A 14697-nucleotide genomic window follows, 5' to 3' on the forward strand; every position below is an offset into this window, starting at 1 on the left:
CCCTTTAGTTATTCGAGCCTTGGTACGTATTTTTGTCGCCGCCATCAAAGCTCAAACCGTATCCGGCTCTCACGACGCTGTGCCGGTGGCAAATCCTCGCCTAGCCTTACCGCCGCCAGTAGCTGCTCGACACCGACATGTATGGCATCCGCTTGCACATTGGATGGCTTGAAGTCCGGTGCGTTATCAAGGCCTTGGCGGTGTGCTTGAATGATCTTCACGTCTTGGCGAATGACGATGCGGGTGTACAGATGGATGAACGGACGCAACATCCGCAGTACCCAGCGGGGTAACCGGAAGCGGTAAGCGATGTAGGTATAGACGCGCGACTGACGTGAATCGATTGGCGTAATTTGACTGATGATCAAAAAAGCCGAACGCTCGCCCCACTGGTAGTCGCAGCGCGTGACGTTGGGCGCAAAAAAACGATCGGTGTGAACCAGCGGTTCGCCGTCGGGATTACTCAGCCAGTTCATGACACCAATCTTGTCCCCGTCATCGTGATAGGTCACTTCAATGCTCCGCGCTTTACACGCGAGCGTGGCGTCCATCGAACGACCGGTGCTGGATCTGAAGATGCCCTCGTGCACGAATACGGTATGCGGCACGTCCATGAAGTTCTGCACCAGGCTGCCTACGTCGGCCTCAAAGGTGTTGATCATGAAATAGCTCTGCCAGCGCTGGTCAGCGTAAGCCGGCAGCCTGAACAGGGGCTTGGCCTGCGGGTCACCTGCACCGGTGTATACCCAGATCAAGCCATCAAGTTCCTGCACGGCAAAATGACGCTGTTTGTACCGATACTCGCCTGATGGCGATGAGCACTGTTTATCGCCAACACTGGGGATATGAACCACGTGCCCTTGAGCATCGTAGCGCCAGCCATGGTAGGGACAGACGAGGCAATTATCGGAAACTTTGCCGGCGGACAATCGGGTTCCCCGATGCACGCATTGGTCCAGCAACGCCGCTACCTGCCCATCACCCTGACGAAAAAGCACCAGGTTCAGTCCGAGGATTTTTGCCCTGTAAGGTGTGTTCTTACGCAGTTCTTTCTGCGCGCAAGCCACATACCATTGTTCGAGGGTTGCATCGCAAGGGGTCTCGAAGGTGGTATTTAAAGATGCCGACATGAGCTTTCCGTTAGCGCGAGAATGGCATCGGCTGTCTCGAGCCGATTGATAAGTGGGCGCGGTTTGACGTCACCGGCGCGGATACCGCTTAACTCCGCCGCCTGTTGCAGTACTTGAGCCAGCACATCAGCGCTGCCTTTGAGCAAGCGAACCCGAAGAGGCCCCAACTGCCCAAGCCTGCGTGCCTGGTTGTAATGAAAGGCGTTGGACAACTCCGCCTCGACCGCCAGCGCCAGCGCGCTTGCATCCAGGTCTTCAGATGTCGCCACCAGCGCGAGGTAATGCGGTGGCATCGCCGAAGCATTGGGGATCAGGCAAGCAGCCCCTGTCGTGGTGATGCAACGGTCAAATATGCTCTGCACGATGTGCTCATCAAGCTTTTCTCCGACCAGATCACTGGTCACCGCAGTACGCCCCACAAACTCTACACGCGGAGTAGCCGCCAGCATTCCGACGACTCGGACCCGGTCGCCCAATGCGTAGCGATACAAGCCGCCACCGGTTGTCAGCAGCACTTGCGCGCTTTCGCCCATGCGCAGGGAGTGGGCATTGCGTAGCGAACCGTCTTCGCAGAGAAACTCGAGATAATGGCTGCCAATCGCCAAGGGACACCCCGGCCCGTCACCAAATGGCACGCTCACCACACCTTCGGTGGCAAAAAGCCCTTTGGGTAACCATTGCACCTGAGGGAAGCGCGCCGCCAATTGCCTGTAGTAGTTGCGGCTGGGGCCATCCATCCAGCAACTGACGGCAGCCAGCCGTGGCCATAACTCGGTGCAGACACCTTGGGATCGCGCTCGGCGCAACGCAGACCTGCGGGCGGCGGGAAGCGCATCGCCCAGCCATGCAAACGTCTGCTCATGCTCAGCGCTTTCGCCATCGAAAATTGGCTGTAACAGACTGGTCAAGAACGTAGGACTCCAGACACTGATAAAACTCAAATCAGCGTCTGCCACCAACGCCAGGAGGGTCTGTCTACGCCAGTTGGACAGATCGCCGGCAAACTCCGGAATCAACAACGTCCCGGCCAACCCGGCAATGCTGCTGCCGCTCAAGTACTCCAGGTCACTGGCTGAACCAACGGCAATACCATTGGGGCCCGTCACCGGCACTTGCAAGGGGGGTGACATTGACCAATAGCCTGAGCCATGGCTGATCCCGGGGACTTGACGGTGCATATCCGCCAGCCAGACGCCTAAAGCACTGTGCATTTCAGAGAGAAAGTCGCGTGTATAAGGAATCGCTTTGTGCAGCGCACTGCTACCGCTTGTACGTTCAAAGAACAGTGGCGGGCGGGAGGTCAAAATCGGTTCCGATTCCTGTTGAGCTCGCTGTATCCAGGGATGCAGTTGCGAGTAAGCGTGAATCGGGACGTTGGCGCGAAACTGCGTTGAATCAGCGATACGCGCAAAGTGGTGGGCACGCCCGAACGCACAATCACTGTTGGCCTTTAGCAATCGCTGCAATAGGCGTTCTTGCGTCAGTTCTGGTTGCTCAAGTTGCTCGTGCCACCGATCAAGCGTGGGTTGGGCACTGTCTATAAAACGTTTCCACAGCGCGCGTCTGACGCCATTGTTGGCACTCATCAGAAGTAGGTCTTGTCGAGTTGCGTCACGTCATCCGGTAAACGCTGGGGCGGCAAGAAAACCTGTAGCCAGCCAAACCACAATGGCCGGGTTTCCTTCAGGTTCGAGGCCCGGTGCATCTGCTGCCAATGCAGTTGTGATTGACGATGATGGGTGAGGTTGTAGTTGAAGTTCAAAAATGCCCAGCGGACCAGCCGCGGCGCCCTCATGTTGTAGGCCCCCTCCACCACGTCCAACGGTGTGCGCATGTGGTAGACCCACTGCAGCGAAGACCAGGAAAAAGCAAAAGCGATGTAGGTAGCCAGGACGACAGGCCACTTCCATCCCAACACTATCCCGGCCGATAACCACACCGCGACACTGGCGATCACCTCCAGCCGGATACGGCTGAAATCGCTTTTTGAAAAGTCCTTGAAGGCGGCCGCATACGTATTGACCTCTGCGGTTTGCGACCACCGGTCAGTGATACGTGCCGGCAGCAACGGCAACAAAAGACTGCCGATAAATGCTGCGAACCAGATCCCCCCCAGAATCGCGAAATAGTATTCGACGCGCTTGCGCAGCAACGATTCGTTTGCGCTGGCAAAATCAGCCAGCTCTGCTCGGGTGCGATTACGCGTGTGGTGCCCCAGATGGTTGATATGGATGAGCGTGGCCGATGCACCAAACAGGGTTGAAGCCCACCACATGACGAAGTAATTCAACTTTTTTTGACTATGGGCCAGCCCATGAAAGGCCTCGTGCATCATCGAAAAGACGCCTTGCATGACCAGGCAAAAAGGCATCAGCACAAGCCACTTGGGCCAACCCGCATCCGTGTGTGACAACCAGGTCAGCGTCGCCCCCCAAACCAATGTCTGCAGCATCAGTACACACAGATTGGCCACGTCGTAACGACTAGAGGATGAAATGTCACCGGAACTGCGCATTAAGAGGCCCCATGGAAAGTCGGATATCCATTTACACGATCAGTGACAAAAGAGATAGCCTATAGTTTTTCAGGGCCGCACCCGCTGATATGTCGTATCTCAAAGCCCTCTTGTCCTGGTGCTCGGCGGCAAAACCACCTGCCGCAAAAATTCTCCGCCGCAACGTACGCTTTGCTCTCGATGAGCGTATTCCCCGTTATTGGTACCGTGACTGGCCTCACGTCACGCGTTTTTTTGATGGCCTGTCGATCATGTTTCCACTCGGCGAAAAGCTGTTCATTGATAGCGTCACGCACTTTCGTACCGAGATAGAAACCGATCTTTCGCTGTGCAACGCGGTTGAAGCGTTTGTTTATCAGGAGGCGGCGCATATTCGTGAGCACAGGCTGTATAACCAGCTACTCGCGGCACAAGGCGCGCCTGTTGAGGCACTGGAAAAACTGCTGCTGCGCCGACAAGAGGTTGGCAATCGATTTACGCCAGCGACTCGTCTGGCCATGACCGCCAGCCTGGAGCATTTCACGGCCATTCTCTCTGATCAGCTTTTGCGAAATCCCGCTGTTCTCAACGGTGCCGATTCGAGGATGGCCATGCTCTGGCGTTGGCATGCCATAGAAGAAACCGAACACAAGGCCGTCGCCTACGACGTGTTGTGCCTGGTTGTGCGCAATCCACTTTGGCGATACCTGATGCGATGCGGGGTCATGCTGATAATGACCGCGTACTTCGCCGTCGATGTGCTGTATTTCATTTACCAACTTGCAGGGACTGATGGGCAACGCCGTAACTGGCGAGGGTGGGCGCGCTTGCAATGGTGGTTGTTTGTGAATCCTGGCCCGCTGACCCGTGCATTTCCGAGCTGGCTGGCGTGGTTCATTCCTGGTTTTCACCCCGATAAGCTCGACAACAGTGAAGCCTTGGAAGCGGCCCGCCGAAGACTGGATGAATTCGCTGAGCCCAAGCCATGAGCCCATCCTTGCCGGGAAAAAAAACCTGGATACCAGAAGGCTTTGACGAATGGCCACTTCACTTTCCAGCAACGCAATTGGCGAGACCTGCTGCACACCTTGATTGGACAGAGCAATTTATCTCGTGCTGGCATGCCCCCGTGCCACGTCTTCCTCGAAGTACGTTGGTGGTGCTGGTTGCCGGGCTGTTTTCCGAATGGTTGCCACGTTGTTTTCAAGATTGCGCCCAGACGTTACGGCGCTCGAACTATCAGGTCCTGCGCATGCCCGTGCGTTCTTCGCGTGGGGTGATGGCTCAAGGAACGTCTATCAACAAGGTACTGACTGCCGAACTCAAGCCAGGCCAGCGATTTGTTGTGTTGGCGCACAGTAAGGGGGGGCTCGATGCACTTGCAGCCATCCTGCAGAGCAGCGTCTTGAGTGAGGCGTGCGACGGCGTGGCGTTGGTGCAACCGCCGGCAGGCCCGTCGACGGTCATGGATGAGGTGCTGGGTTGCAGCACGTGGCAACCGGCCCAACGATATCCTCTAGATCGCCTTCGTCGAGTGTTTGCAAAAATGCCGTGGGTGGCCGATGGCACACGAGACATCAGCCGCCTGCGCGACCCGCACGTTGTTCACATGCTCAATCATCTGGGCCCTGACCTGCATTGCGCGCATGTCGTCAGTTGGAGCTGCGCGCCCAGCTCTGGTTTTGACACGCATCACGCACGCCTCAATGCACTGCGACCCGGCTGGGCGCATGACGGTCAGTTTTACCTCGACCATCAGCGACTCGATGGCATGCCGCAGATTTGCCTGCCGCACCTCGATCACGGCCAACCTGTTTTGGGCGGTGGTGGATTTGACGCGACCCGTTTCTGGTTGGCGCTGTTGAACGTCTTGCACCAGACCAAGCCCGGCCGGGGCAATCAGACGAGATAGATCTCAAACCCCGGAATACGCGCCGCATCCACCGGTGCCAGTGCTGACGCACTGCCGACGCAGGGCGCCGTATACAGGTCCATGGGAATGGTGACGCTACGATAACGGTTCATGGCGGCCCAAAGCGGGTCATTGTCATACAAGCACATTTGCATCAACGCGTACTGACTGCGAACGCGCACCCAAGCGGCATCCAGCAGCGCAGCGAAAATGTGCGGATCTCGCTGCCGCACCTGTAAATGAGTCAGGTAGATGTCCTGCAGCGCCTCGCCAGGTGCAGCGATTGCAGGGCGCCCCAAGACTGGCGCACAAGCATTGAAAGCCAGGCGAAGCGCCTGGTGCGACAAGGGCAGCTTTTCCAGCACCACCCGCTTGATACGCCCGGCATCCCAAGGGGCAACACAACCGAGCACATTGTTACGGGCATCCAAGGCCAGGAGAAATGACTCGATACCGAAGTCCGGCCAGGTGTCCAGGCGTCGGGAAAACTGCGCTTCACTGAAGACGCAACCAAAAGGCTGGCCTGCCGACTCGCTGTCGAGAAACGCTCGCAGTGCATCCGTATGGGCCGGCTGGGCTCGAACGATGCGGACGTTTTCCAGCGTTCTTGGCGCGCTGCTCCATCCGCGCTGACCATACACGGAGACATTGCTATAGCCACGCCAGTGCGAAAGCATCAGCGGATTGGCTCGCCGTCCCCCCAGAAGCGAGTGAGCCGCAAGCCTATTGCCACGAATGACACAGCAATAAGCCTGCTGCGCACCGGTTTCATGGGCCAACGCTTCGAGCCGCACCTTGACCTCGGCCATCCACGACTTTGACAAGCGCCGGTCGGGCACCAGCCGCAGGTCCCCCAGATAGGCCACCGGCTCGATACCGCCATTAAGGTAGCCATCGCGGACCACCAGGCTGGCGATGCCTTTCAGTTCGCCCACCTCGCTTTCCGCTATCCAGGTTCGATGGTCCATGGCGTGACAACGATGCAGCGCGAAATAGTCCGGCCCACGGTCAAACCGCATCGGCAAGCCACCCTGCATCGCCCGCTGCGCCTGAAAGTCGAGTAATTTCAGGTTGTCCGCGGCGCTTGCCTGGCGGATCAGCATGGCGATGGTTGAGCGCCAGCAAACAAGCGCAGCACCATCGGCCGTAAATTATTGGGGTGCAGCTCGCACAAACAGACCAACTCATCACCCAATGCGTAAAAAGGATTTCTTTCCAGAAAATACAATACGTTTGCCAGACGCAGGTGAGGCGCAGGAACCTGTGCCAACTCCGCGCTCAGCCGACCTTGTGGAACCTTGAAGGACAGGACACCCGTTTTCCGATCATAGGCCTCACCAAAACGATCGATCGCCAAGTGGTCCATCAGCGCCTGGACGCCAGCATCCGTCATCGCCCCGGCTCGGGGTGAATAGTTCAACGCCATGGCGCCTAAATAACGGTACGTTCGGTGCCCCTTGCAGATCAGAAACCAATAGAGAGGGATTTCAGGCTGCTCCTGCCAGATTTCCCCCGCCAGTCGCATCCAGGCGAAGGCCAGTTGCTGGCTCCCCCAGTGTTCACGATCAATGATGGTATCGCCCGAAAAAATCACCCTGATCGGTTTGCCAGACCAGGTTTTTTCATAAAGTTTGAGCGTGGTAAATCCAACGATTACTTCACCCGCATCCCGTAATACGATGCAGTGGGTTTTTTCCTTGAAATCCTGATCGAACCTTGCTCGCGAGGTGTCGTCGTAGGACGCAGCATAAATCTCGAACATCCGATCAATTTCATTCAGATGCAGATGGGCGCATTCAACGGAGGTTGCACTCAAACTCATGGAGACCTTCAGCATCGCAAGCAAGGGGGGACGGATATTGGCCAGATCAATCGGCCAATGCAACGTAGACTTCCATTCATCGCCCTCCTCGTTTACCCAGGCCTCTTGATCATGTCATCCACTGTCGCACACCATCCTGTCAATGCCTCAAGGGTGACCCGCCCCGTCAGTTGGCTGCTGGCCTACACCGTTGTGACGGGGGTCCTGTATTTTCTCGTCACGCACTTCCCGATGGGGCCGGTACGGGTTATTCAACCCGGCAGTATCGATGCGCACGTTGCGCAACTGCCCTACACACTCCCCTTGTACCTTAGCTATTTATTGATCATGCCCGCGCTGGTGTTTCTAGGGCGTCGCTGCGACTGGCTGCTACCGGTTTTTTTTGCCGGGGCCCTGGCCTCTGGAACATGCCTGGTGAGCCACCTGTTCTGGCCAACCCTTATAGAGCGCCCGGAGAGCCCGTCGCAGTGGCTAACGTGGTTCTACAGCATTGACTCACCGCTAGCGGCGTCACCCAGTGGACATGTGGCGTTGCCGGTGGCCATCAGCGTTGTGCTGGGTTATCTGCGTGTCCGCCTGGCATGGATCTTCGCGCTGTGGAGCCTGATGCTGGCAATCACCGTGTTGACGACAGGCCAGCATGTACTGCTCGATGTGGTCTATGGAGCAGCCATTGGCGCAGCAGCAGGTTTGATAACAATCACGCTGAGTCGCCTCAAGGTGGATTTGCGCACCCTGGCGGCCATCCTGCTTGAATGGTTGTGCATCATCGTGACGTTGCGCATTGCGCTGTATGTCTCGGACTGGCGTCTATATTGCCTGGCGTTTGTCATCATTGCCGCGCGCCAACATGCACTGTTCATTCTTTACCACGACGCGACTCACTATCACCTGACTCGTCATCGCGGTATCAATGACTTTTTGATCAACGTGGCCATCGGTGTTCCGGGTACGGTGCCCATTGAATTCTATCGGCCACTGCACCTTGAGCATCATCAGCACACGGGATCAACGAAAGACCCGGAGCGGCGCTTTCTTTATCACCAGCAGCCGTGGAAATTCCGACCCCTGTCCGGGAAATTATTGCTCAGGCAATTGCTGGGGGATCTGTTCGTTATCAATACGCTGCGCAATCTGCGTGCTTACAGAGATGCGGGCGGAGCATCACCGAAGATGACCCGGTCGATCGCCGCTGCGGGCATTATCTGGCTCGCCCTCTTGTCGTTCATCGCCTGGCAAACCAGCGCCCAGACAATGATGCTTATCGTGCTGTTATGGTTTTTGCCACTCGCCACTTTGGGAACGCTACTACAGAAAATCCGTAGCATCGCCGAACACAGTGGCGGACCTGATGTAACCCCAGGCTGGCCGCAATGGACTTACGCATGGAAAGTGGGGTGTGTCGGAAGGTTTTTCATTTGGCCTTATCACATCAATCTGCATCTGCATCATCATCGCAGCGCCAACCATCCATGGCATGCTCTTCCAGGCCTGCTGAGTACCGACGAGCGCCTAATGGACTCGCGTACGCTGCTTTCCCTGCTCTGGTCTGGGTCGAAGCAAAAAAGCTGATTCAACCCTCTTTCGATTGTTTAACGCTCGGTGTCGCCTTTCGGAATTCCCACGCGAACATAGCTGTGCAACAGCAGCCTGATCAGCACTTGCGCCCCTTCTCATGGTCTACCGCAAGCCACCAATGGCACCACACGCACACATCCACCCCGGAGACACCCTCACATGAGAATGGCTGCCATGTTTGTACTCACCTGGATTGGCTTCACCTCAGCCGGTGCATTTGCCGGTGATCGGAACCAGGACTATCGAGAGGCAAACAGGCGCCACTGGGAACACCAGCGCGAAATGGATAGAGCACAAGACAGGAAACACCGCGATCGCCATGAAGAGAGGGAGCGGGACGAGCGCAAGCATTATGAGGAAATGGAGCGGGACGAGGCCAGGCGTAGAGAGCAGTACTATCGAGAGCGGTAGAAAGCCTCCCCTCAGGGTCAAACCACAATTGATAACCATGGCCTGACCCTGATTTTGTGCCGATTTTGTGACCCCGATTTTGATTATCCGCCTGCCTCGCCCCCCCGAAATCAGTCGATACGCCTTTTCCTCGCACAGCTATCACAATTCCTACAAAAGCGTGGGAATCCCTCACCTTGTACGCCAGCGTCGGTGAAATCTATAGTCGTTCCCGTCGCCCAAATGGCGATCAGGTTTGACGACCTGCGGATCCGATTAGCCCATTAATCTGATCGGAGCAACCCCATGGAAAGATACGCCCCCATCACCAGCATCGACTGCACTCCCACTTCACTGCTTATCGATACTCAAACCCCCAGCGAGTAGTGGTTACTGCCAGCCAGGGCGACACCATCAGCTTCATGACCGATGAAAGACACCCTTTACCTGCATTCAACCTCGCACCCGTCAGGAGTAGCCATATGGCTACAATTGGGACTATGATCAATAAGAAAATAAACGAGATCCACCAGACGTCCTATTTTGAGAATTGGCTCGACAGTGTGAAGGATGCTCAAGGGAAATCGGCCATCTTGGCCCGTCTGGATCGAGCCGCAGACGGCAACTTTGGTGATTGCGAACCCGTTGGCGATGGGGTGAGCGAAATGCGTGTTTTTATTGGACCGGGGTACAGAATTTACTTTGTGCGCTCGGGGATCGCAGAGTATTTGATGCTCAGTGGAAGCGATAAAACAGATCAAAAACGAGGTATTAAGAAAGCCAAAGCGATCCTTGATGCCCTGAGAGGTAAATGACATGAGCGAGAAATTCAACCCTGAGGATATGCCGGTCCTTAACCTAAACACGACGGGTACGACTCGTTATGAGGCTTCGCGCTTTCTCGATAGCCCGGAGGCTATAGCGGCATATTTGGCTGAAAGTATGAAAGCTGATGATACGGAAAGTCTTATTCACGCTTTGGCCGAAGTCGCAAAAGCCAAAGGTGTTAATAAAGTCGCCAAGGATGCCGGGGTTAATCGCGAAAGCCTTTATAAGGTGCTGAAATCAGGTGCAAAAACGCGGTTTGAAACTATCAAGAAACTGATGACCGCGATCGGTGTAGAACTCACCGTACAACCGATTGCAACATTAGCAGCGGCTTCCAAAGCAACTGCTCCAAAGGCTCGCAAACCATCGGTAGCGGCGGCCAAACCTACCGCGAAATCCGCTGCAAAAAAACCAGTGGCAGCAGCGGCTAAACCAAGCGCAAAACCTGCTGCGAGAAAGGTAAAAGCCGCTGTGCAGCAGTAAGTCGCCGTTGGCTTCGTGGATTCCAGACAAACACGAATTGGCCAAGCCCCCCTGCCCCTGTTGATCCCTTCCACGCTCGCGGTCAGCACAGAGAACCTGGAGCCTTTTTCACATGAAACTACGCGCCCCACAGGCATATCACCTTGAACTCTTTGACGAAGGACCCTACCGGCTTTCTCTGGACGGGGTGAAATGCACCTTTTCTAAACCCGCAAGCACACATCAGCATCCAAAGCTGTACACACTAAGTGGAAAAATCTGAGACACAGGTTGGCTCTGAGCATATGGACTGCCGAACATGAAGGAGCGCCCACGACTCTAAGAGATTTGGAGACAGTTGAGGCTGAAGTCGCATTTCTCTGCAGGCAGCAATCGGGTCAATGGCCGGAATTCCAGCACGAAATCCACTTCTACCCTTCGTTTTGCGTCCATAGGGAAGCAGCCCAGGAGATTTACGCCCATGCCATCCTGCGAAGCTCCTGACGCGAACGTCCGTTGAGCCCTCGCGTCCCCCCTTAATAGCCGTGATCTGACCCGATCTTCCCCACCCCGCCTCCCTCAATGGACTTACCGGAAACATCTGTGCAACGCCTGCGCCAGGCCAACAGCCACCGGCCGATAAGCAAGCCACCCTTCACGTACCAAAGCACCGATCGCGGCGGATGCCCTGCCCGACATCAACCCCGGAGTGTTGAGGAGCATTGAGCAACTGCACATGCCGGCCCCGGCCAAGACGCTGACTTATATTGAGTTGGCAGGCACCGCCAGTCATTCCCAAGAGAGTTGGCCGGAGCGTACTGAGTATTTTCTGTCCACTGACCCTGTGAGCGGGCAGCTGCGCATTGTTCACAAAAGCGAAAACCTCAATGGTCGCCAGATCAACTGGCGCGGCCTGATCAGACTATCAGGCACAGAGCAGGCCACGCGCTCCGAGAACACCGAGGTGGTCGACAGCCTGAGTTTCCGTGGCGATTGGCAGCGTATGCCTGTGGGCAGTCAGCTGGGCTTCACCCGCCAGGGCAGCCTCACCAGCAATCTGATCGGCACCGTGGGCAAGGAACCGAAAACCTTCGACTGCACCGTCGACAGTGAAGGGCCAGCCAAACGACTGAACCCAGCCTTGAGCGGTAACGCCAAGGCGTTGAGCTGCCGTGAACAGCGCCCAAGCTCAACAGTCGTGCCGCTGAAGCACTATTACTACTTGGTTGACTATGGTTTCTTCTATCACGCCAGTACTGACAAAAATGACTCGGTATCCATCGACATGCATGTGCAGAGCGTGAAGTGAGTGAAGGTCTGCGGGACCGGCTTTCGCCGGTTCCGCGGGATATCGGGCGGACGGTCACCCTCACACAGTCCAACCGTTGCTGTATTCACGAATAAACGTAGCCAGTTGTTCTTCCTGCATCGGCTTGGCAATGAGGTATCCCTGCACTTCATCACATTCCAACTGTTGCAAGCATGCAAGCGTCGCTTCGTCTTCGACGCCTTCGGCTATCGTGCGAAGGTTAAGTGCGTGAGCCATCTGGATGATTGCACGCACGATTGTTTTGTCATTGGTGTTCTGACACAGGTCGCGCACGAAGGCCTGGTCAATCTTCAACTTGTCGACGTCAAAGCGCTGGAGATAAGCCAAGCTGGAGTAACCGGTGCCGAAATCGTCCACGGAAACCATCACGCCAAGCTGCTTAAGACGCTGGACGGTGTTAAGCACTTGTTCAGTGTTGCGAATGAGCACCGACTCCGTAAGTTCAAGTTCGAGAAAGTTGGGATCAAACCCAGACTCGATCAAAGCACGTCGGATCGTCCCTTCAACGTCGCTGTGACTGAATTGCACGGCCGACAGGTTGAACGCAATTCGTACAGGTGCAATACCCGCTTCGCGCCACACTTGCCCCTGTCGGCAGCATTCGCTTATGACCCATTCACCGATGGGCACGATAAGACCACTTTGCTCAGCGATCTGAATAAACTGCCCGGGGAGCACCAACCCTTGCTCGGGATGCCGCCAGCGCAACAACGCTTCGACCCCCTGTACAAGACCACTTCGAAGGTCAATTTGCGGTTGATAATGTAATTCGAATTCACCCTTTGCCAGGGCCCTGCGCAATCCAACCTCCGTACGAAGGCTGGCCGTCGCTTCGCGGTCAAGCCCATCGTCGAAAAAACGACACGAGCCTCGACCGTCACCTTTGGCCCGAGACATCGCGGCGGCGGCCTTGCGTAAAATCGTCTCGAAATCCTCACCATCCTCCGGATACAGGGCTACCCCCATCGTCGCAGACGTATAAATTTCCTCACCCTGGATATTCATGACGCAGGACACGCTGGACTTAAGCTCATGCAGAACCGCCTGAATTTGCGCCAGGCCATCCATACCGATCAGCAGCAGGAGGAACTCATCGCCACCCTGGCGACTTACCGTGTCGGAGTCACGTACACATTCTGTCAGGCGCTTGGCGACGACTCGGAGCACGGCGTCACCTGCGGCATGTCCAAGCGACTCGTTGATGGTCTTGAAGTTGTTCAGGTTGAGCATGACGAATACCAACCTAGGACATTGGTCCCCCCCGGATCCTTTGGCATGTTCAAAGCGGTCGCGCAACATCGACCAGTTCGGCAGCCCCGTCAACGCGTCCCTTGAGGCGAGGTACTCCACCTTGGCTTCAGCGTCCTTGCGCCGAGTGATGTCCATCGCCATCGTCAGGTAACCGGTGACCGCACCACTTGCATCACGCAGCGGCGCCTGTGTAGCGCTGATATTGACGGGATGCCGGTCGCGGTGCGAACGCGTTATTTCCCGGTCTACCACGGTTTCACCCGTGAACGTCTTATGGTGGGGATAGGCGATCTCTGCGGCCATGTCGGGAAGCAGGTTCTCTAGCGTTTGCCCCACGAGTGCGTCGGCGGGCCATCCCAGCAGTTTCTCCGCGGCCTCATTTACCAACGTGATAACGCCTTCAATGTCACGCGTCACGACAGCAATAGGCGACTCATCAATAATGACTTGGTTAAATCGATGTTCAGCGTCCCTGACCTGATAGGCAGCTTGCTCGGCGTTCATGGCGTCGAGTTGCCTACACCACGCCCGGTAGGTCAGATACCACAACAGCAAGGTAAACAAAGTAAATAGCGCAACGGAGCCAACGATCATGCGCCGCTCGGCAACCCAGGGGGCGAGATAGGCTTCAAGCCCGACCCCCACCAGAATGCAAATCGGCTGCGTCGCCATGCAGCGATACCCATAAGAGCGCAATACTCCATCTTGCGGCGCGACATTGACGAAGGTTCCAGACAGCCGGGAAATTCGTCGAGCAACAAACATTGGAGCATCTTTACGAACGATTAGAGGTTCTCCCGGGGCAATGACCCCTTCGGGGTACCGCGTAATAAACCTCAAACTCTGGTCATTAAAGATGGCGAAAATATCAGTTGATCCGTTGGAAAGAGTCGCAAAGCGTTCGTTTAGCGAACTGATTGGAAGGACAAGCGTCACAATGCCGGCAAACTCGCCTTGCGGTGTGTGGATGGCTCTGGCAAAGACAATGTCCCATGTTTTGCTTATTCGGCCCAAAACCGGATGGCTGATGACCATGCCCTTCTTAGGATCATCACGTAATTGCTGAAAGTACTCACGGTCGGTAACAAAAACCTGGGATTCCCCACTGGCACCGAAGACAATCTCGCCGACGGCGTTCACCACTCGCATACCTGACATCGATGGGAGCACGAAGAGGTGTTGGCTCAAGACCGGTTCGACGAGCTCAGGGCGCAGTTCTCCGAATGTCTCTTGGCGCTCGATTTCATGAGCCACTGCGCTCAGCGTACGGTCGATACTCTCAAGTCGGCCATTAAAGTCTGAATGGAGCAGCAGCGACAGGTTGTCTGCCTGAATAGAGGCCTTCGCCTCGAACTGCTTGCGAGTTACATCCAACCATCTCCATGCGCCAGCCCATACGATCAAATCGAGAAATAACAGACCCAGTATCAGCAGTACGCCGGCACGATTTATGCTCAAGATCATCCCCACTGCCAGTTGATTTATCATTGTTCACCGGAC

The 14697-nt window shown here is 55.9% G+C and carries 12 protein-coding genes; 6 read left to right on the forward strand and 6 right to left on the reverse strand.

What is annotated here, in order from left to right; all coding sequences use genetic code 11:
- Positions 1 to 44 precede the first annotated feature (44 nt).
- Genes LOY50_RS17390 through LOY50_RS17400 form a run of 3 tightly spaced genes read right to left on the reverse strand, consistent with a single transcriptional unit; the run spans position 45 to position 3645 of the window.
- Complete coding sequence (locus LOY50_RS17390) at positions 45 to 1130, reverse strand: aromatic ring-hydroxylating dioxygenase subunit alpha (protein ID WP_253476032.1); 1086 nt, start codon at positions 1128 to 1130, stop codon at positions 45 to 47.
- Positions 1115 to 2716, reverse strand: a complete 1602-nt coding sequence (locus LOY50_RS17395) for a GH3 auxin-responsive promoter family protein (protein WP_258688671.1) — start codon at positions 2714 to 2716, stop codon at positions 1115 to 1117. Before LOY50_RS17395 ends, LOY50_RS17390 begins: the two co-directional genes overlap by 16 nt.
- Entirely contained in the window at positions 2716 to 3645 is a 930-nt protein-coding gene (locus tag LOY50_RS17400) for a fatty acid desaturase (protein ID WP_258688672.1), read from the reverse strand. Before LOY50_RS17400 ends, LOY50_RS17395 begins: the two co-directional genes overlap by 1 nt.
- Positions 3646 to 3734: 89 nt before the next feature.
- Between LOY50_RS17400 and LOY50_RS17405 the strand changes: the two genes are divergently transcribed.
- Together LOY50_RS17405 and LOY50_RS17410 are read left to right on the forward strand one after the other, a co-directional pair.
- Positions 3735 to 4613 carry a metal-dependent hydrolase gene (locus LOY50_RS17405; RefSeq protein WP_253476038.1) on the forward strand — a complete coding sequence of 293 codons (879 nt, stop codon included), beginning with the start codon at positions 3735 to 3737 and terminating at the stop codon, positions 4611 to 4613.
- Positions 4610 to 5536, forward strand: a complete 927-nt coding sequence (locus LOY50_RS17410) for a hypothetical protein (RefSeq protein WP_258688673.1) — start codon at positions 4610 to 4612, stop codon at positions 5534 to 5536. Before LOY50_RS17405 ends, LOY50_RS17410 begins: the two co-directional genes overlap by 4 nt.
- Here LOY50_RS17410 and LOY50_RS17415 read toward each other — a convergent pair.
- Positions 5524 to 6639 carry a hypothetical protein gene (locus LOY50_RS17415; RefSeq protein ID WP_258688675.1) on the reverse strand — a complete coding sequence of 372 codons (1116 nt, stop codon included), beginning with the start codon at positions 6637 to 6639 and terminating at the stop codon, positions 5524 to 5526. The two genes, LOY50_RS17410 and LOY50_RS17415, sit on opposite strands and share 13 nt — an antisense overlap.
- Positions 6633 to 7298 carry a hypothetical protein gene (locus tag LOY50_RS17420; protein ID WP_258691252.1) on the reverse strand — a complete coding sequence of 222 codons (666 nt, stop codon included), beginning with the start codon at positions 7296 to 7298 and terminating at the stop codon, positions 6633 to 6635. The genes LOY50_RS17415 and LOY50_RS17420 overlap by 7 nt, the downstream gene beginning before the upstream one ends.
- Before the next feature lie 171 nt (positions 7299 to 7469).
- On the opposite strand from LOY50_RS17420, the gene LOY50_RS17425 reads away from it, so the two are divergent.
- From LOY50_RS17425 to LOY50_RS17440, 4 genes are all read left to right on the forward strand, one after another.
- Positions 7470 to 8930, forward strand: a complete 1461-nt coding sequence (locus LOY50_RS17425) for a fatty acid desaturase (RefSeq protein ID WP_258688679.1) — start codon at positions 7470 to 7472, stop codon at positions 8928 to 8930.
- Positions 8931 to 9826: 896 nt separating this feature from the next.
- Positions 9827 to 10141, forward strand: a complete 315-nt coding sequence (locus tag LOY50_RS17430) for a type II toxin-antitoxin system RelE/ParE family toxin (protein ID WP_408980870.1) — start codon at positions 9827 to 9829, stop codon at positions 10139 to 10141.
- A gap of 1 nt (position 10142) precedes the next feature.
- Positions 10143 to 10637 (forward strand): addiction module antidote protein, encoded by a 495-nt coding sequence (locus LOY50_RS17435; protein ID WP_258688681.1) that lies wholly within the window; start codon positions 10143 to 10145, stop codon positions 10635 to 10637.
- A gap of 715 nt (positions 10638 to 11352) precedes the next feature.
- Positions 11353 to 11925, forward strand: a complete 573-nt coding sequence (locus tag LOY50_RS17440) for a hypothetical protein (protein ID WP_258688682.1) — start codon at positions 11353 to 11355, stop codon at positions 11923 to 11925.
- 60 nt (positions 11926 to 11985) lie between these two features.
- Here LOY50_RS17440 and LOY50_RS17445 read toward each other — a convergent pair whose 3' ends face one another.
- Entirely contained in the window at positions 11986 to 14685 is a 2700-nt protein-coding gene (locus LOY50_RS17445; RefSeq protein WP_258688683.1) for an EAL domain-containing protein, read from the reverse strand.
- Positions 14686 to 14697: the final 12 nt, after the last annotated feature.

It is taken from the genome of Pseudomonas sp. B21-010 (genome assembly GCF_024749325.1).
GTDB lineage: Bacteria > Pseudomonadota > Gammaproteobacteria > Pseudomonadales > Pseudomonadaceae > Aquipseudomonas > Aquipseudomonas kilonensis.